Source organism: Bacillus sp. B-jedd (genome assembly GCF_000821085.1).
In the GTDB taxonomy this organism is placed as follows: domain Bacteria; phylum Bacillota; class Bacilli; order Bacillales; family Cytobacillaceae; genus Bacillus_D.
In genome coordinates this window covers 3,276,805-3,296,342 of sequence record NZ_CCXR01000001.1, presented here as the reverse complement: position 1 = coordinate 3,296,342, position 19,538 = coordinate 3,276,805, and the positions used below count along the sequence as shown (strand labels likewise).

Sequence of the window (19,538 nt, the reverse complement as noted above, 5' to 3'; positions counted from 1 at the left end):
CCCCTTCTTATGAAAGCAGGGATTCATTTTGCAAAAGAACATTCATAAAAAAGTGCGCGGCCTTCCCGCGAGCCTATCGTTACTGTTCCTCTTACTGGCTCTTCTCACCGGGCTAAGCGGCTGCTTCTACGAAACAAAGCAGGAAAAACAAGCCCGCGCTGAGGAAAATAAGGAAACCGAAGCAGCGATGCTTACGTATTTAAAAGATAAGTACAATCAGGATTTTACAAGTGTGGAATATATCCCTGCAAAACGTGGTTTTAATGATTTTTACAACAAAAACGTACTTGTTGCCAAATCAACGGATGAACTTATTTTTAATGTATGGGAAACTCTAGCTGATAAAGGTAAATTTTATGATAATTATTTAGACTCTATTGCCTCAAAATCTATAGAAAATAAGGTTGATTTTAGCGAAGTGAAGAACCTTTTAAAAGCACGGACCTTTATGATGATAAAAGAGTATAAGGTTAATAAGGAGGAGTTTTTAAAGGGAGATGTTATTGTACCTGAAGACTCTGTAATTGACAGGTATTTTGTTGTGGCGGTATCTGAAGATGCAAACGAAGAAATCCTAAAAAGTTTGTATGATGTTTATCAACAGATGGCATCCGTGGGGGAGAGCAAAAAAAACACATTAAAAGTTGGTTTTTCGCCAGATGAAAAGAAAGCAGAGAAGTATATCAATAACTTTCTCCTGTATGGAACAAAGGGATGGGATGAGTTTGATGACTCTGTCAAAGAAGTGTTAACTGTTTCGGGAAGTGGACTATCCTACGAGGAATTTAAAGGCCAGGTCGTAAAGTCGTATAACGAATGATTAATTGAATTTGGTTCCCAAAATTTTATTTTACGTATTGGAGAATCGTGTATGAAAAAAATAATGCTCGGAGCAATGTTGTTAATTCTTTTATCAGGGGTGAGCGGATGTATGTTTAGTTCACAGCCACAAAAGCAATCTCATGCTGAGGAAAATAAAGAAACCGAAGCGGCGATGCTTACGTATTTAAAAGATAAATACAAGCAGGATTTTACAAGTGTGGAATATATCCCTGCAAAACGTGGTTTTAACGATAGTTATAACGAAAATGTCTTGGTTGCAAAATCAAGTGACGGCTTTCTAGTAAACGCAAAAGAGAAACTGGCATATCAAGGAGAGTTTTATGATGACTATCTAAATTCTTATGCAACTCATCTTTCAAACAATGAAATTGACTACTCTGGAATTAAGAGTCTTTGGGATGCAAAAACATATGTTACTTTATATGATTTAAAACAAAAACCGGAAGAAGTGTTAAATGGAAATTTCACTTTAACAAATGAAAATATTCATCGAAGATACAGCGTAATAGCTATTTCTAAGGAAGCGGATGAGAAAGTATTAGCCCAGTTGTACGATGTTTATCAGCAAATGTACCGTTTTGGTAACGAAGGCAATACTTTTATTGTTGCGTTTTCCGGTGATGAAAGTAAAGCAAAAAAATATGTAGATAATTTTTTTCTCCACGGCATAAATGACTGGGAGCAATACGATAAAAGTGTCAAAGAGATAATTAGGATAGCAAAAAAGGTCCAGAATTTTGATGAGTTTAAAAAACGGCTTACCGAAGTGGGGGGGTAATATGCCTTATAATATCCAAACGAAAGAGAGGATTTCACTTGATCAATTAAACGATGAGCAAAAGGCGCTTTTGAATAAGGTTGCCTATTTTGATCTCTTGTCAGGATGGGATGGAGAATCTGATGGGAAGCCTCAAAAACTATATAACATTGTAAAGGAAACAGACCAATTTTTTGCTGAAAAGCTTAAATATGCAGGTCTCGGCGATTTAGTCATTAAAGATTATATAAATAAAAATGAAAAGGGTATGGGGTTTTGCGCGATAGCATTTGAAGACCCGTACACTGGCGATGTGGGCATGTCGTTCAGGGGTACTGAGGGACTGGATGGAAAGAGAGGGGTTATGACCCCCTTAAAGGATATGTTGGACAATATCCACACCATGTCATACGGATCATCAGTACAAGCATTAGAAGCTAATGCATTTTACCAAAAAAACAAGCATCCGGATGGCCAAAACTTTCTTTATGGCCATTCAAAAGGAGGAGAACTTGGCTCCGAGGTTTTTGTCCTGAATCATGAAGATATCCGCGGCATAACGATCATTAACGCGCAGCCGATCAATCCATTTAAATTAAACCTGAACCAGTGGAAAGCAATTAGATCGGAAAAGTTCGATGCGATTGTCGTGAAGGGGGATATTGTTTCGTATTTGGGAATGAACATCTATCCAATCAGAATTGTAAAGGATAACGGTTCTCAGGATGGTACGTTTGGACCGCATTCCATCGAATCGATCGAATTTGTTGATGGGAAAGCTGTTCCAGATCATAATCCTTCTTCCGGTAATTTTGGACAATTGGGACTAAAAGCTATTGCTTCTCGAATTACAACCGGTATTCAGATGCACACTATTCCAGTTTCCTATTTTGTTGGAGTAATAGTTAGAACCGGTGACCTGCTTATCAATGATTTACCCGAAATGGTCGTTGAGATGGCCCAGTATTTAAACTATCAAATCGAAGCGATAGGGAAATTAAAACGGGAGACAAAGGATTTTCTCATTGAATTTACTGCCACGCTTATAAACACAGTAACGTTCGTGTTTAAAGTCAGCACAAATCCAGGATTTAACTACGCCGTCCGGCATCCACGCATCAAAGTTGATACATATAAGCTCCGTCATTATGGCCAGAGGCTAAAGAATATTAATAAACAGCTGGCGAATCTTGATCAAAGGCTTGATTCCTTATATACCAAAGGAGGTCTTCTTGATTTGCTGACGATCATGAGCGCGGATTTAATGACAGGTGAAAGTTGGAAACTTAAATGGGTTGTCTCGTATTTGGAAGAAACAGCCGACAATTTCGAAGCGGCTGAAAGCAAGCTCTTATGCGGTTATAAGGGGTGAGTCCATGAATAGAAGCGGGCAATTCGAGCTGGAATCAATCAAGCATGACCTTTCACGGATTATTGCTGAACTGGAAGAGATTGCTATAGGCATCGGCAGTGATTTTGAAGGTATTGGCAATGAGAAGTGTGCTTCAAGGGTTCTTAGGATCGCTGATCATTACCGGAATGTCAAAAGCAGGCTAAATAGTATTGATACGAGAAGAGTGGCAGATGAGTTTAAAAGGAATTTAAAAGGCGCGAATACGTAAAACTGGTGGTCGGAAGCAGGTCTTTTCACCATGCCGGAGCACGAGGAAAAGAAATGGAAGGAAGGGATAGCGATGGCGGATATTATAAAAGTTGATACCGCGCGTGTTTCTGCCGCTGCAACGGTTATTTCCAAATATAACAAGAAAATACGGGATGATTTTTCAAGAGTGGAATATTCTATAAAGGCACTTGATCGAGAGTGGGTTGGAAAAGCATCAACCGAAGCAGTCCGTTCCTTCCAAGAATTGAAAGATGAATATTGCGACGCTCGTTACGAAGTAATTAACAACTATGTGAAATTCCTTAAGGTGCAGATCGATGCGGGATATGAAATGGTCGAAAAGAACAATGAATATCTTGCCGACCTTTTTAAAAAGTAAAATAGATTCCCGAAAGGCGGGATTGAAATGAGCTATTTTATTAAAGTGAATCATGCCAGATTTGATGCTGCCGCGGAAGCGGTTGAGGCTTATGTGGATGACCTCAATAATACAATGGGTGCCGCAGGAAGGGAAGTAGCCTCGCTGACTGCCGACTGGCAGGGCAAGGACAGCGCCAAGTTCCTGGAGGAATGGCTGAAAGCAAGCGAGGCTAATTCAACTACAAAGAAGATGACTAAAGCTTTGGAACAGTATGCGAAATTCCTGAGGCTTGCAGCGAGTGAATACCGTGAAGCCCAGTCCAAAGCGGTCAATAAAGCGAATTTCCCATTTTAGGAGTCCGGGAGATTCATTGAGAAATTTTAAAATCGATATTAACATGCTTGTTTCGATTACGGCCTTCGGGATGGGAGAAGCGGCATGCTGATATAAATAAGCATTTTTGAAAGGAGAAAGGAAATGTCAAAAAGAATTCGCGTAACGCCACAGGAGATGGAGACAGCTTCGAAGAAGATGCAGGAGCTTTCCGAGACGTACACAGGGGTTTATACGCAGCTAATGCAGGCAGCGAGCACTATGGGGGAAGCATGGGAAGGTGCCGATAACCTTGCGTTTGTTGACCAGATCAATGGTTTCAATGATGATCTGAAAAGCATGGCGGATAAGCTGATGACAGCAAGCCGCGCATTGGAAACCCAGCGTGCCAACTATGCTACAAGGCAGGAAAGCAATATGGTTCAGGTAAGGAAGCTTTCAAACTAAACCAAATTGAAAAGGAGTGAATACCATGTCAGGAATTATTAAAGTTAATACGGCGCAGGTATCCGACATAGCGAACACGATTGAAAGGCTGAATACGCAGCTTGCTGAAGAATTGAGAACGAGCCAGGCGACAGTCAAGAATTTGACGAATACATGGGAAGGGGAAGCTGCCCAGGCAACTGTTTCTTCCTACGATGCATTCGCAGCAAAGTTCTTCCAAACTTACTATGACATTCTCGATAACTATGTGAAATTCCTTAGAGTCAACGTTGATCAGGGCTATTTTGAAACTGAAACAGCCAACGTCAATCTGGCTGATGCGTTTAAATAAGGCGGTCCTACATAAGGAGGGGGCATGCCGCTCCCTTCCCGTGGACCGGAACCCAATGCTAAAGACGATGGAATCGCCGTCGTCTTTAGCCTAATTTTGAAAACAACTCGTAAATGAGTGAATGATAGATGAACTTTAAAATGACAGTTTTATCTTGATATAAAAGACGGAGGGGAAATAGAATCCGAAAACGAAGCTCTCACAATGGGCAGCACTAAACAATGAACTGAGAAAACGAAGACAATGAAGGCTGTTTTTGCAAAAATACAACAAGAATGGCCGGTGTCTTTCATATACATTTTCAATCTTCGCCCATTAGGGGCGGAACGACTACCAGGATAAAGAGAGGGAATGAAAATGCTGGGAAAAATATTGAAAAAGGCGGGTGTCCTCATGATGGCATTCTCAATTTTAAGCTTGCTTGGCTGCAATAAAGTGAATGAGGCTGCGGCAAAAAAGGTCGAAGCAAAGCTGGAGGAAAAGTACGGTGAAAAATTCGAGGTTCAAGCGCTTGGAAACCGCTTTGGAACAAAGGAAAACGATACCGTTACAACTGTAGTGAAAGCGGAAAAATCCGATGTCCTTTTCGAAGCTGTAATGAATAAGGACGGAAAGCTTGAAAGGGAAAATTTCCTTGTAAGGAAATTGGGGACAGAAGCAGGCTATGTACTTGAGGAAAAACTGAGGCAAGAGGGAATCGAGTCGAAATCCAATTTGTTCGCCCTCGGCGGCAAGAAGATCGATGAAGAAACTTCTGAAATTCAATTAAACGAGTATATTGAAACCCATTCTCCCCTAAAGTTCGCTGGAATCATGGTACTTGAGGATAACGGGAATGCGACGCCAGAAAAAATCGCGAAAGTATTCAAAGACGCTTATGAGGAATTCGGGGAAACCACTTTGCAGACTGATGTTCTAATTGTTTCAAGTGAAGATTACGATGATGCCGTGAAAGTCTTTAATGAAAATGCCGATGTGAGCCAAGATTGGCTTGAAGACTTTGACATCAAGTCAAAGTTCTATATTTACCTGGATAAAGAGGGTAATGAATCGGACAACGAAGAGATTCTGAAGAATTTGTAGGGGAGGGAAGGAAGTGGCACATAATAAAGACCAAAGTTTAAAAATTGCGACGGATATCGCCTATGCCGATTTGGATGAAGTCATTAAAAAGATGAAGCCAAGTGAAAGATCCGAACCTACTCTTGAACAGATCTTCGCTGCCGCAGAAAAATATAATATGCAAGACAAAGTGAGCGGGTTGAAAGCGAGTATTGAAAACCAAAACAATCCCAGTCTTCAAAAGGAAGTCATGTCCTGGAAGATCGTTGATGTCCACAATAATAACAAGACAGACGGAAACGGGTTTTACGGCAGTGTCATTGATACAGGTGAAGGGCTGGTCGCATCCTTCCGGGGCAGTGAGCCAATTACGAATCCCCAACATGCCAAGCAGGATTGGAAGGATGCCGACATCGGACTCGTCAACTCGACGATGACCCAGCAGCAGGCGGAAGCGGAATTGTTTTTGGAGAAAATCAACAATTCCAATTATGTGGATCGGTACAACGATATTGCCTTTGTTGGCCACTCTTTAGGTGGGAATCTCGCCTTCCATGCGACGATTATGTCGACTGAGTATGAGAATATATACAGCCGCCTGCAGCAGGGCGCCAACTTTGACGGGCCAGGATTCTCGAATGAGTATATTGCCATGCATGCCGACAGGATTGCCATGGTTAATGACAAGATGAGCCATTATCAGTGGAGTGTCGTTGGGACCATCCTTGAAAGTCTTCCAGGAGTCGACAGGCAAACACTTAAATCCGAACTTGCTGAAAAGGGCCCACTTAAGTGGCTCGTCCACGAAATTGGTGGGAAGCATTCAACGGACACGCTAGTATTTGGGCCGGACGGCATGGCGCTAGCAGGCCAAAAGACAGAATATGAGCATATTATGGGCAAGTTTACAGAATTCATCGACAGAGTGCCGGCTCCGGTTGGAAATCTCCTAACGGATGTCTTGGGCGGCATTATCATTGTGGCAACGTGGGATAATCCGTGGGTAAAAGCGGCGATGGTTGCGGGTGTCGTGCTTCTAGTCGCGGCAGTGGGGCCAGGAGCAATAATCGCTTTTGCTGGAAAAGTTATTCTTGCGGTAGTCGGTATGGCAGCAATTGAAATGGGCCTGGAAACCCTGGGAGACATATGGGAGGCAGCTGTTAGTCTGGCAAAGGATGTCGGCAATGCTCTTTCCTGGACAGGAGACCAAATTTCAAAACTGGTCAATTTCATTGGTCAGGAAGTCGGAAAAGTCAACAACTGGCTCCGCAACCTGTTCGGGCTTGGACCTGCCGCAGTCGCAACGCCAGTCATCAAAGTGAATACTCACAGACTGCGCGAGTATGCGTCACGCCTTGAGAGTGTGAAATCAAGGCTTCGGCAACTGGATTCAGACATGAACTCCTTATATTGGAAAGCCGGCTTCCTCGATCTGCTGTCCGTCATCCGGGCGAACAACCTGCCGGGCAGTGGAAAAATGAACCGGTATATTCATTATTTAGAAGATACGGCAACGGCATTTGAAAGTGCCGAGCGGAATATTATGAGCAGTGTTTAGAAAGCCAGATTCAGAGTTTAAAATATGAAAGTGTTAGATATCGTTATAAGGTCATTTTTTTGCAAAATTGCTTTGCGATTCTAAGACAATCATTATTAGCGCCCTCGAGGCGGAGAAAATCCTTCGTTCGGTCACCAACAAGCGATCTTAGCGACCGTAACGTGAAAAAGTCTTTCGTCCGGTCGCCAACAAGCGATCTTAGCGACCGCAGCTTGAAAAAGTCTTTCGTTCGGTCGCCAACAAGTGTTCTTAGCGACCGCAGCTTGAAAAAGTCTTTCGTTCGGTCGCCAATAAGCGAACTTAGCGACCGTAACGTGAAAAAAGTTTTCGTTCGGTCGCCAATAGCGACTGTAGAAAGCAAAATCCTGAATTAAAAGGAGGTTCCCAACCATGGCAAGCCTTGGCGCAATGAAAAGTGAATTGCAAAGCATCATCAGTGAACTTGAGAGCATCGCCTCCGGTCTGCAAACCGAGTTTGAAGGAATCGGCAGCGAAGTGGCGGCACACCGGCTCCGCAGTGTGATCCAGCAATGCGAGAGCGCGCAGCGTGGATTGAATAGTGTGGATATTACGAACATCGCCCCTGAGTTTAAAAAAGACGCTCAGAAGGCATGATTTTTTTGCAAAGGGGATAGCGAAACATGGCTGACCATATTGAAGTGGAAGTGAAAGTTGTAACTTGGGCTGCGGACCGGATCGATAACATTAATAAAACAATCCGCGATGATTTTCAGGATGTGGAATCGGCTATCCGGAAGCTGAATGCGAACTGGGAAAGTCCGTCTTCCAATCCAGTAATCAATCAGTTTACCTCCATCCGTAATGCTTTCGTGGATGGGCGATTCACGGTAATGAGCAATTATACAAAGTTTATGCGGTCCCAGGTATCCGCGGGATATATGGATGCGGAAAGCAAGAACACGAAGCTGGCTGATGCGTTCAAATAGCCGAGCCGGAGGGGAGGAGGCATGAAGATGAGTTCTTTTATTAAAGTGAACTATAACGAGTTTGAAAGTTCGGCTGATGCCATCGAAACGTATATTAGCAGGCAGAAAGCAAATATGGAAAAGGCTGCGAGAGAAGTGAGCGTACTCGGCGGTTCCTGGAAGGGCAAGGACTTCGAGAGTTTTAAAACGAAGTGGAGTGAAATGGACGGCTCCGGGTCAACCGCGGATAACTTCGCGAAATCACTTGAATCGTACGCGAAGGTTCTGCGCCATGCGGCTAAGCAGTATAAGGAAGCCCAGAAGGTTGCAATTAATAGGGCGAATAGTTTGTAAAATGGCAATAGGCAGGGAGATTGGAAAATGGGAAAGACAACGATTGAACAAAAAGGCAGAGCGTTTATCATTGAGAAGAAGCTGACCTATCCGGAAGCTGTCAACGAACGGGAACTGAATGCGATTGCTGCCGGGCAGCTCGGGAATCTGCTTCCGGTCGTAAAGGAAAAGGGCAAGAAAGGGTCATCGATCAAATGTACCGTAAAGGAAATGATTACCCTGAAATCGTATTTTACGAGTCTTGTCAGCAAAAAAATGTTCCTTGACACGGTGTTCCGGATTACTTCCATTGTGAAGGAATGCGAACGGAAGTCGCTGAACACCAGCAACCTGATGCTCGATGCGGATTACATTTTCATTGAGCCGCGCATGAAGGAAGTCAAGTGTGTGTTTTTGCCGATGGTCAATAACAGCACCCCTTTTTCAGTCGGCGCCTTTTTCCGCGAGCTGCCGTTTGGAATTGTCTTTTCGAAGCATGAGGACCATTCCTACATGTCAACATATTTAAAATATTTCAAAACCACCTCACCATTTTCAATTAATAGTTTTGAGAAGATGGTCCTTGAGTTAATGGGGAAAAAGCAGGGGACGAAGACGCATTTCCCAACTGGCGATCCGGAAGCAAAGCAGGGCGACACGGGCGGCATCGCCGAAAAAGCGGTGAAGGCCAAGCCGGTTTCTGCTAATATCGCCTATAATCCGCTAAGCCAGGTGAGTCAGGCGGGGGAATCGGCGAGGTTTTGTACGCAATGTGGAACGGGATGTCCTGCAGGCGCGAATTTCTGTCCAAAATGCGGAACGGCACTAACTTCTGCCGGAACCGTTGCGGGTATGCCGGATATCGCCGGAATTGTCAATCAGCTTATAGGCCAGGCAGGAAATGGGTGCGGGCAAGTTGCCGGCGGGGCGGGGAATTCCGTTCAGACCCAGGACCGTATACAAGTGGAAGCTGGCGCGGGGCGGACGCAAATGTCCGGAAGCGCAGGATCGGACGGTATGGCGGCCATGGCCGGTAAGACAGGAGGGACGCCGGTTTTAGAGAAGGCCAATTCCCACCCTGGCAAAAATGGCACCCAAAACAGCAGCGAGACAACCGTACTCGGGGCAGAGCATTTTGGGGGGACGACAGTGCTGGGGTCTGACATGCAGGACGACTTGGTTTTCCCTTACTTAATTCGGGAGAAGAACCAGGAAAAAATCATTGTCGACAAGCCCGCTTACCGGATTGGCAAGGAACGCAGTTTTTGCGATTATTTCATTTCCGACAATAATGCCATCAGCCGTAGCCACGCGGATATTATCACACGGAACACCCGCTACTACATCATCGACCACAATTCAACGAACAAAACATATGTTGACGGACGCGCTATTCCGGTCAAACAAGAAGTTGAAATCTTTTCCGGGACAAAGCTCCGGCTTGCGAACGAAGAATTTTTGTTTTATTTGTAGGAGGTCTTGATGCGGCGGTGCGGAGGTTCCGGGCAAGTGTGCGGTGCCTAACTTCTATATAAGGAAGGTTTTGAAATGGACATATTGACGGTGGCTTATACCGACATTGGCATAAGGAAAGAGGCGAATGAGGACAGCCTCCTGGTCAAAATCGCCGACACGCCGCTAGGGAAGGTTGTACTCGCAATCATTGCCGACGGGATGGGCGGGCTTTCAAAAGGGGAGCTTGCGAGCGCGAGCGTCATTCGCGCCTTTTCCGACTGGTTTGACCTGGAGCTGCCGGAACAGCTGGCGGCCGGAAACTGGGATGACATCCAGTACCGGTGGGAGCGGATGATCAAAGAGCAGAATCATCGGATCGCCGAGTACGGAAGAAGCGAGCGGATCCAGCTCGGGACGACGCTGACGGCATTGCTTGTGATTGGAAATCAATTCAGGATGATCGCTCATGTCGGCGATTCAAGGGTTTACCGTATTAATGAAGGCATAGAAATCCTGACGGATGACCAGACGGTTGTCGGCAGGGACATCAAGCGCGGACTGTTGACACCCGAGCAGGCCAGGAAAGACCCGAGGCGGAATGTTCTTTTGCAATGCATAGGGGCTTCGAGGCTTGTCGAACCAGAATATATTTATGGTCAGGCGGTACCGGGTGAAGTGTACGTCCTCTGCTCGGACGGATTCCGCCATATGATCAGCGAGGAAGAAATCTACAGTGCCTTCCGTCCGGCGGAGCTCCTGGATGAAACAGTGATGGAGCAACGGGCGAGGGCGATGGTTGAACTTAATAAACAAAGGCAGGAAACGGATAATATCTCAGTTTTGCTCGTGAAATTTCTGTAAGGATGGGGAACGCGTTTGGCAGTCATCGGCTCTGTTTTAGAAGGTAAATACGAAATACTTAAATTGATCGGGCAGGGCGGGATGTCAAAGGTTTACCTCGCGATGGACAAACGCCTGAATAAGCAGTGGGCTGTGAAGGAGATTGAAAAGCGGGCCAAGGACCGCAACAATGAAGTCATCATCCAGAGCGCCATTGCAGAGGCAAACATGATTAAGCGGCTTGATCATCCGGCACTGCCGCGGATTGTCGATATCATCAATGAACGGGACAAGATTTTCGTCATCATGGATTATATCGAGGGTGAGCCGCTCGACAAGATTCTTGATGAATACGGCGCCCAGCCGCAGGAACTTGTGATTGAATGGGCCAAGCAATTGTGCGAGGTCTTTGATTATTTACATACGAGAAATCCCTCTATCATCTACAGGGACATGAAGCCGGCGAACGTCATGCTCAAGCCGGACGGGAACCTGAAGCTGATTGATTTCGGAATTGCGAGGGAGTACAAGGAGCAGAACCTCTCCGATACGGTGAGTCTCGGGACGAAGGGTTATGCGGCGCCAGAGCAATTCGGCGGGAAGGGGCAGACCGACCCGCGCACGGATGTGTACTGCCTCGGCGTCACGCTGTACCATCTCGTGACCGGCCATAATCCATGCGAGCCGCCCTATGAACTTTATCCAATCCGGTATTGGAATCCGCAGCTATCTGGAGGGCTCGAACGGATTATCGAAAAATGCACCCAGCTCAATCCGGAGGACCGCTACCAATCGTGCGCGGAGCTTCTTTATGCGCTGAGCCATTACGAGGAGTACGATGATGTTTACCGGGAGAAGCAGAAGAAAAAGCTGCGTAACTTCTCAGTTTTGGCAGGAGCGTCGGTTGTCTTTTTACTGACGGGGATTTTCGGTCAGGTAATGGCGACCCAGACGAACAACGCCGACTACAATCGGACGCTGCAAATGGCAACGAAGGCTTCCTCCTATTCTGCAAAAGTGGATGCCTATTTGCAGGCGATTGACATCAAGCCGACAGAAAACAAGGCATATGTCGGGCTCATTAATACGTTTAAAGATGATGCCGCCTTTACGGTCGAGGAAGAAGAACAGTTCAAGAAGAAAATTAATCCGAACCTGATTAAATTCAGGGAGAATCCGGAATATGCCGACCTTGCTTTCGAGGTGGGCAAGGCCTACTGGTATTATTACGATTATGGCAAAAGTGAAGCCGCCGACAATCAGGTGACGCGGATGAAAAGCGCAATTGAATGGTTTGAGGATGCCGTCCAATACGGTTCCCCTGAAAAGGATTACTACGAAATGGCGACCATCTACCGCGACATCGGGAAATTCAATCAGGACATCCTGCTTCAAATTGAAGAAGCAGCCGACAAGGGCAAATACAAGCCTTACTGGGAAAATATTAAAAAGTTGATTGAAATGGTTGATAAAAAGCCAAACGAAAGCGAGATTGTCAAACTCGAACTCTATCGTTTGACGATGTTCTCCATCGAAACATACGCGAGGAAACTGAAATTGGATGGTGTTGCTGAAAGTGACATCCGTGCCGTTTTCAACGCGGTCAAGTCGGCCACAAAGGATGTCGAAGTCACCGCCGAGAAGACCGAGCAAATCAAAGACAGCATCATTAACCGCTTCGATGTGACCGAGAAGGCGATCGAGAATGCGTATAGGGAGTAGAGGACCAGAAGTTTAGATTGGGAACCAGTTTCGGCAATGCGGGAAGTGAAATCAATTTTCCGATTGGTACAACAGCTGAGCGATTAATACAATAAGTGCTGGAACGAAGTTTAAGTACTCCGATTAGGGCCGGGGATCGTGAAACAGATGCTGGTCAAATATGTGAAAGGGGGAAACCGGATGGAGGCATCCACATGGACGATTGTTTCCATTGTCAGTTATTCCCTGGCAGGATTGCTGTTTATTTTTGCTATTATCATGTTTTTTAAATTGAATATCCCTGCCATCATCGGCGATTTGACTGGCAAGACCGCCGCAAGACAAATCAGGGAAATCCGAGAGCAAAACGCCAATACCGGCAAAAAGAGTTTCCACCCCGATCCCTTCAACCTGGAACGGGGCTTGCTGACTGAACCTGTCAAGTCGCGTTCACGGGGACTAGCCAGAATCAGCGCAAGGCTCAGCGGACGGTTGAGCGGGGAAATGAATGGGCGGACATTCGGCCGTGGTAGCGGAAGTGAAGGGCAGATTTTCGGAGCAGGTGGGCAAACCGTCGGCAATGATGGGCAAGCGGTAGCGCAAATCGGTGGGTCAGGCAGTCAGAGGGCCGGGCAAACTGTCGGCCGGACAGCGGTTCCGCTGCCATTTGGCAGCAGGGGGGATACAGTCGGCGACGCCCGCGCTGTTGTCGCCGAAAGCTTGCCGACAGAAGTACTCGCCGACCAAGAACCGGTTTTATATGGACATGAAGGAACAATGGTCCTATCCGCAGCTACTGACGGAACGTTCTCCGGGCAGGCGGGCAGGGTGGACAAGCTTTCAGGAACCGAGACTCCTGGCGCTGGAACAGTAGTTCTTTTTGCAGAAGCAGAAGAATTGCCGTCCTTATCTGAGACAGAAGATCTGTTTAGAGAAGCAGTGACTACATCTGGAGAGACGGGTATCCGCTTGGAAAAGGGCGAAGGGCCAATTCCGGATAAAGTGCCAATTACTCCGGATATCGCCACAATTATTTCGGATAAAGTCACAATTAGTCCGGATAAAGACACAATTTTTACGGATACCGACATAAATTTTACGGATAAACCATCTGCATCCTCGAATGTGGAGACGATTACCGGTGAGACGGAGGTTCTAGCGTGTGAAACGGAAGTCCTTTCACCTGATACAGAGGTTCTCTTATCTGAAACAGAGATTTTAACTCCAGAATTAAAACCTTCCTCACGTGAAACAGAAAACCTTATACCAGAAACTGAACCTCTTTCTTCTGAAACAGAGATTTTATCAATTGATAGAGAACCAGGATTTACAGGAACCGAGGTACTATCATCAGGAACAGAGCTCCTGTCTCCAAATCTGGAAGACGACAATGAATCAGGAGCAACGACTGTGCTGGGCGAAGCGCCCGGCGAGGAGAACAACATTTCCGTCGTTCCCCTAGACTTTAAAATCGTAAAAAATGTTGTCATTACTCATACAAATGAAACGCTTTAATTTGAATTGCATGTGCAAGGGGGATTGGAAATGCGATTGAGCAGGAAGGAAACATATGCAAGGCTGAAGAAGCAGTCGAGGTTTACTCGGGTGCTGGCGGGGATGCTAGCCGTTTTGATGGTTATCTATAACCTGTCTTATAGCGGCGTGATTTGGCCTGTGCTTGCCCAGGGGGAAACCGGGGCAGGAAATGATGTATTTACACTCACGGTTTTGAATGCGGGCCAGCCTGTTACAAATGAACCTGTTACCATACAAAACGCAAATGATAATACAATGGTATTTACAAAGGCTACTAATAGCGATGGTATTGCATCTTTTCCAGAATTGACTGCTGCTAGTTTTGGAGATAACACTTCTTTTGAATTCCAAGTTCTAGACAAAAAATTTACCCAAGTATTAATGCCCGGTACTGTTAAGCAGCTTGTATATGATATTTCCACAGGAAAGGTAACAGAAAACGCGGCTGAACCGCCAAAAGAAACCGATCCTAATCCGGAACCGGAATTGCCTAAGACATATGAGGTCTCTGTCGAAATGAGTGGCAAGGGTAAGGTAATGCTAAATGACAAAGAATATAAGAATGCTGTATCTATTGAGGAAGGTAACTCAGTAAAGATTGATATTAAGCCAGATCCGAATTATGTAATTAAATCTATCATTATCGATGAAAAAGAAGAAAAGATAACAAAAGATGATAGCTTTACGAAAACGGTGGAGGTAACTGGTCCGATAACGATCAAGGTGAATTTTGCGTTAAAAACGTACAAGATCACCTTCATCGGCAAAGGCAATGGGGAAATGTGGAATAGTTCCAACGAAGTGATTTCTTCTAAGGGCGGAGAGGTACTTGTTCAGCATGGTGAGAATAGCTTCTTCACTTTCGCCCCTACTGAGGGTCATCATGTTGAGCAGTTGAAGATAGACGGAGAAATTGAAGATCATAATAAAGTACCAAAAGAAGGGGATCGTTTTAAGTATACATTTACCTCTGTTACTAAAGACCGTAATGTTGAAATCACCTTCTCCATAAACAAGTACACCATTGAGACAAAGGTTAACGGCGGCAATGGAAAGATTGAAGTTGATAGAGATATTGTCTACCATGGCGAGAATGTTTTATTAAAAATTACTCCAGAAAACATATCTTACAGGCTTGCCGAGTTGACAGTGAATGGCGCTCCAATCGATCTCAACAATTTAGAGGAAAATGAGGAAGAAGGTTATTATACGTATTCGGTAAAGAATATTACACAGGATACAAACATTTCTGGAAAGTTTGAGGAGGTTGTAAAGGAAGAGGGAACCTGGAGTCAGTTTATAGAAATTACACCAGTCAAAGGTTCTCTAGCGAAACCTGTTGCTGATACAGGTGGAAACCTCCGAATTTATTCCAACGATGCAGTTGTCAAAATTACTCCTAAGGAACCTTACAGTAAAATTGACATTTTTTACGAAAATAGATGGTATAAAATTTGGAAAGACGAGGTGCTCATAGAAAAACCAACCGCCATTGAAAGGGTGGTTGTAAAAGAGAAGGGGTTCAAATTTCCAAAGGAAATTAAGTTTCCTAAGCTATTGCTTGTTTTTGATAAATTGGCTCCCGTATTAGAAGTGAAAAAAATTGAAGGACCGAATGCAACTACTATTGATGGAACCGTCTGGTACAGCGGCCCTGTCACCATTTCAGGCAAAGTAACCAACCCTATAGAAGATTTCGATGGGGTTAAGTATTCAACTGAAATCGAAAAGGTCTATTTGACAAGGGATAAAGATGGGAAGGGATATGAGGCGACATTTGACGCAGCCACGGGCAATTATTCCTTCACAACTGAAGACCTAGATTACCAAGGAACATATAAAGTCTGGGCAAAGGACAAGGCAGGCAATGTTTCTGAAGTGAAAGAAGTCCCTGTCTACATCGACAAGACAAAGCCAACCCTTGCCGATGGCAAAACGGCGGTGACGTTCGTACAAGAAAATGAAAGCTTTTTTGCAAAGGCGATCAATTTCCTTTCGTTCGGAACGTTTTTCAATAAGGATATTGAGATTACGGTAAAGGTTAAGGATGAAGCATCTGGCATTAAGGATATTGTCCTTAAGACAGATAAAGAAAAGGTGGTTCCGGAGCTTGTCGCGGGAAGCTTTAAGAAGGACGGCCTGACCGCCGAGGCGAAATTTATCTTGAAAAGCAACAAGTTCGAAGGTACCTTCACGGTTGACGTAACTGATAATGTGAAGAACGCGAATAGTATCCTGGTTACAAAGGATAATTCAAATATCGATGCAGATAACAATGGCATCACGATGGTTGAGCAAACCGCTCCTATTGCCAAAATTAACGTCAAACCAAAAAACAACGTTTCCACGAATGGCGGTAACCAGTATAACGGCGATGTGGCGTTCGAAATTTCTGCTGAGGATGCGGATTCTGGTGTCAATACGGTTGTTGTTGAAGTGAACGGCAAGAAGTTCGAGCATGATTATTCACAAAAGAAAGAAATGCAAAAAGGCCCGCTGACGTATGAGATCGACACGAGCGATCCAAACATCAAAATCAATGAGGATGGATCCTACCATGTATCGGTTTATGTGATCGATAACGCGGGTAACACTGCGAAGCTTGAGAAAACAACATACAGAGACCTTTCAGCACCGAGGATTCTGGACTATGTTTTCGCGGTTGACAACGGAAAAGGTAAGTACGAAAAAGTCGGCGAAACGGCTGATGTGAAGAGCACGGTGGAACTGACTGAATACGGATTCTACTTCAAGCTTCCGACACGGGTGACTGTAAAGGCGGAAGACCCGAAGGTTCCGTATGAATATACAAGCAAGGTCAAGTCGATGGCCGTTTACTTGAAGGATTATGACAACGGCAAGCTTTACGCAGTCCAGGCTGGTGGTAAACTGAAGGATATTACTGCGAAGGATATCGACTCGATCACACCTGTTGTGACTTCGGATGAGCTGACGTTCAATGTCCCGGCCGCTTTCAAAGGGCAGATCTTTGCAAAAGCGACCGACAATGTTAACAATACAGGGGCTTTTGAAACACCGGATGGCACCGTGGTTGAAAATGAAAAGCAGCATTTGAAGGAAAAACATATCATTTTTGAAAAAGGCGAAGCTCGCTTTAAGGACCAGAACAATCGTGACCTATATTTGCAAAATGTGGATATCAAGCTGTCGGTTAAGGATACGTATTCCGGACTTGCCGAAATCGAGTGGTCTGTTGTAGCCCCGAATGATAAGGGCAATAACCAAGGCGGCAAAATCAAAATCAATAATGACAAAACGTACGCGCCTGGCAGTGATGCGGCAGGCTGGAAGCAGACAAGGACCGAGAAGAACCTTGTGCTCGAGATGGTGAAAATGCTCAGCGTCAAGAATAACAGCAACGATATTATCGTGAAGGTTAAGATGACCGATCGGGCAGGAAACTCGTCCGAGGAAAAACTCGAGTTCAGCATCGATAAGACGGCTCCGGATATTCAAGTATCATTTGACAATAACAATCCGGACCGTGAGTATAAGGATTATTACAATGCCGACCGGACCGCGACGATTGTCATCACTGAGCGGAATTTCAATAAGGATGACGTCGACTACTTAATTACAAATAAAGACGGATCGGTGCCGGCGCTTTCCGGCTGGACGACAAGGACAAACGCGGCTGATCCTGACAAAACGACCCATACGGCGACAATCAGATTCGCGGCAGACGGCGATTATACGTTTGACATCAAGTATAAGGACCGCGCCGGCAACCAGGCGGCACCTGTCGCGCAAAGCAAGTTTACGATCGATAAAACGAATCCGGTTGTAAATGTTTCATACAGCAATAACAGCAATGCGAATGGCCATTTCTACAATGCCAAGAGGACTGCGACGATTTCGATAGCGGAGCACAATTTCGACCCGGGCCGGATCCGCATCGCAGGTAAGGCAACCCATGCCGGCAAAAATATCGCCTTCCCGGCACTCAGCGGCTGGACTTCAAGAGGCGACGTGCACACGGCAACGATTTCTTATGCCGCGGATGGCGAATACAGCTTTGACATTGATTTCATTGACAAAGCCGGCAACGCGATGGCCGATTATAAGGCGGAGCAGTTCATTGTCGACTTGACGCCACCAGCGCTTGAAATTACCGGCGTGAAGGACAAGTCTGCGAACAAAGGCGATCTCGCGCCTGTCATTTCGTTTTCCGATATAAACTTCAACCGGAACGCTGTGTCCATTAAGCTGACTGGCGCAAACCGGAAGGCGGTCGCTCTTGACGGCAAATATACAAACACACCAAACGGGCAGGTCTTCACATTCAATAATTTTGCAAAAGTGAAGGAAAATGATGACCTGTATACCCTGACAGCAACAATCGTTGATTTTGCAGGCAATGAATCCACGCAGACGGTCCGCTTCTCGGTGAACAGATTCGGTTCTGTCTATGCGTTTGATGAGTCGCTTCAGGAAATCGGCGGCAAATATGTGAAAGAAGAACGGGATGTCATTTTGACAGAAACGAACGTCGACAGCCTGAAGAAGGACACGATCAAGGTGAAGTTGACGAAGAACGGCACGCCGGCCGACCTTGTGGAAGGAACTGATTACACAGTTGCTGAAACTGGCGGCGAAGGCGAGTGGAGCCAATACAAGTATGTCATTGGCAAAGCGCTGTTTGCTTCGGATGGAAGATACACTGTGACGCTTTATTCCGAAGATGCGGCGGGAAACATTAATGAAAACATTGATGAAACGAAAAAGGCTGAAATTTCGTTCGGTGTGGACAAAACGGCTCCGGTGATTGTGCCGATTGATATTGAGGACAACAAGCAGTATGCGGTCGATACGAAGCCGGTCACGATTTCGATCAAGGACAACCTAGTCCTCGACAAGGCTGCCATCTATTTGAATGGCAAGGAAGTCGAGTATAAGGAGAATGGCGAGAATTACTCATTCGAAATCCCGAGCTCGAACAATAAACAAAAGGTACGGATTGTCGCTTCTGATGCGGCGGGGAACGAGTTCAGCAGGGAAGTGACCGATCTTCTCATCACGACCAATCCTATCATCCGCTGGTACAACGACACGAAACTTTTCGTCGGCTCGCTGAGCGGGCTTGGCGTTGTCTCAATCGCGCTGGCTGGCTGGCTTCTCCATAAGAGAAGGAGCAAGGCCGCTGGAGGAAATGCGTTTGAAGATAAGGTGAGCTGATAAAGGGGCCCTTTACGGTGAAGGTTGCTTTCTGGTCCAAGGCTTTGGCTGGCAGTTAAAATATGTCTTGCCTGCCAGCCAGCTGGCAAAATGTCATGCCGCCATGAACTGCTTATTAGAATTTTCCCCTGGACCTCGGTTCGGCAAGAATTGGCAGAGGGTCCAGGGGTTTTTCTAAGGGATTATCTTGGCCGAACCCCATTTTAAAAATATTATGAACAAATCGAGTGATTTT

Annotated in this window: 19 protein-coding genes; 18 read left to right on the top strand and 1 reads right to left on the bottom strand. The window is 45.5% G+C overall.

The features are described 5' to 3' along the window. The first annotated feature begins 28 nt into the window (after window positions 1–28). From BN1002_RS16455 to BN1002_RS16410, 10 genes are all read left to right on the top strand, one after another. Window positions 29–820 (top strand): hypothetical protein, encoded by a 792-nt coding sequence (locus BN1002_RS16455; RefSeq protein WP_048826581.1) that lies wholly within the window; start codon window positions 29–31, stop codon window positions 818–820. A gap of 51 nt (window positions 821–871) precedes the next feature. Then, window positions 872–1,621, top strand: coding sequence for a hypothetical protein (locus BN1002_RS16450; protein ID WP_048826579.1), 750 nt, complete (start codon window positions 872–874; stop codon window positions 1,619–1,621). A gap of 1 nt (window position 1,622) precedes the next feature. Then, window positions 1,623–2,972 carry a DUF2974 domain-containing protein gene (locus BN1002_RS16445; RefSeq protein ID WP_048826577.1) on the top strand — a complete coding sequence of 450 codons (1,350 nt, stop codon included), beginning with the start codon at window positions 1,623–1,625 and terminating at the stop codon, window positions 2,970–2,972. Between the two features lie 4 nt (window positions 2,973–2,976). After that, window positions 2,977–3,222 carry a hypothetical protein gene (locus BN1002_RS16440; RefSeq protein ID WP_048826575.1) on the top strand — a complete coding sequence of 82 codons (246 nt, stop codon included), beginning with the start codon at window positions 2,977–2,979 and terminating at the stop codon, window positions 3,220–3,222. Between the two features lie 30 nt (window positions 3,223–3,252). After that, complete coding sequence (locus BN1002_RS16435; RefSeq protein ID WP_048826573.1) at window positions 3,253–3,603, top strand: WXG100 family type VII secretion target; 351 nt, start codon at window positions 3,253–3,255, stop codon at window positions 3,601–3,603. 27 nt (window positions 3,604–3,630) lie between these two features. Then, window positions 3,631–3,939 (top strand): WXG100 family type VII secretion target, encoded by a 309-nt coding sequence (locus tag BN1002_RS16430; protein WP_048826571.1) that lies wholly within the window; start codon window positions 3,631–3,633, stop codon window positions 3,937–3,939. A 123-nt stretch (window positions 3,940–4,062) separates the two neighbouring features. Next, entirely contained in the window at window positions 4,063–4,365 is a 303-nt protein-coding gene (locus BN1002_RS16425; protein ID WP_048826569.1) for a WXG100 family type VII secretion target, read from the top strand. A 25-nt stretch (window positions 4,366–4,390) separates the two neighbouring features. After that, window positions 4,391–4,696 carry a WXG100 family type VII secretion target gene (locus tag BN1002_RS16420; protein ID WP_048826567.1) on the top strand — a complete coding sequence of 102 codons (306 nt, stop codon included), beginning with the start codon at window positions 4,391–4,393 and terminating at the stop codon, window positions 4,694–4,696. A 357-nt stretch (window positions 4,697–5,053) separates the two neighbouring features. Continuing rightward, complete coding sequence (locus BN1002_RS16415) at window positions 5,054–5,779, top strand: hypothetical protein (protein WP_148362806.1); 726 nt, start codon at window positions 5,054–5,056, stop codon at window positions 5,777–5,779. Between the two features lie 13 nt (window positions 5,780–5,792). Next, on the top strand, window positions 5,793–7,316 hold the full coding sequence (locus BN1002_RS16410) for an Mbeg1-like protein (protein ID WP_048826563.1): 1,524 nt from the start codon (window positions 5,793–5,795) through the stop codon (window positions 7,314–7,316). Between the two features lie 43 nt (window positions 7,317–7,359). Here the strand turns inward: BN1002_RS16410 and BN1002_RS23850 are convergent, their stop codons facing one another. Continuing rightward, window positions 7,360–7,677, bottom strand: coding sequence for a hypothetical protein (locus BN1002_RS23850; protein WP_148362805.1), 318 nt, complete (start codon window positions 7,675–7,677; stop codon window positions 7,360–7,362). A gap of 29 nt (window positions 7,678–7,706) precedes the next feature. Here BN1002_RS23850 and BN1002_RS16405 point away from each other — a divergent pair, with 29 nt between their 5' ends. The 8 genes from BN1002_RS16405 (at window position 7,707) to BN1002_RS16370 (ending at window position 19,303) form a co-directional block, all read left to right on the top strand. Further along, window positions 7,707–7,931: a hypothetical protein gene (locus tag BN1002_RS16405; RefSeq protein ID WP_048826562.1), complete on the top strand. Its 225-nt coding sequence runs from the start codon at window positions 7,707–7,709 to the stop codon at window positions 7,929–7,931. A gap of 26 nt (window positions 7,932–7,957) precedes the next feature. Further along, complete coding sequence (locus tag BN1002_RS16400; protein ID WP_048826560.1) at window positions 7,958–8,263, top strand: hypothetical protein; 306 nt, start codon at window positions 7,958–7,960, stop codon at window positions 8,261–8,263. A 27-nt stretch (window positions 8,264–8,290) separates the two neighbouring features. Then, entirely contained in the window at window positions 8,291–8,596 is a 306-nt protein-coding gene (locus BN1002_RS16395) for a WXG100 family type VII secretion target (protein WP_048826559.1), read from the top strand. A 27-nt stretch (window positions 8,597–8,623) separates the two neighbouring features. Beyond that, window positions 8,624–10,048, top strand: coding sequence for an FHA domain-containing protein (locus BN1002_RS16390; protein WP_048826557.1), 1,425 nt, complete (start codon window positions 8,624–8,626; stop codon window positions 10,046–10,048). Window positions 10,049–10,123: 75 nt separating this feature from the next. Further along, on the top strand, window positions 10,124–10,891 hold the full coding sequence (locus BN1002_RS16385; RefSeq protein WP_048826555.1) for a PP2C family protein-serine/threonine phosphatase: 768 nt from the start codon (window positions 10,124–10,126) through the stop codon (window positions 10,889–10,891). A gap of 15 nt (window positions 10,892–10,906) precedes the next feature. Further along, window positions 10,907–12,592 carry a serine/threonine protein kinase gene (locus BN1002_RS16380; protein ID WP_048826554.1) on the top strand — a complete coding sequence of 562 codons (1,686 nt, stop codon included), beginning with the start codon at window positions 10,907–10,909 and terminating at the stop codon, window positions 12,590–12,592. Between the two features lie 180 nt (window positions 12,593–12,772). Continuing rightward, window positions 12,773–14,086, top strand: a complete 1,314-nt coding sequence (locus tag BN1002_RS16375) for a hypothetical protein (protein WP_048826552.1) — start codon at window positions 12,773–12,775, stop codon at window positions 14,084–14,086. A 30-nt stretch (window positions 14,087–14,116) separates the two neighbouring features. Beyond that, window positions 14,117–19,303, top strand: a complete 5,187-nt coding sequence (locus BN1002_RS16370; RefSeq protein WP_048826550.1) for an Ig-like domain-containing protein — start codon at window positions 14,117–14,119, stop codon at window positions 19,301–19,303. The last annotated feature ends 235 nt before the right edge of the window (window positions 19,304–19,538 follow it).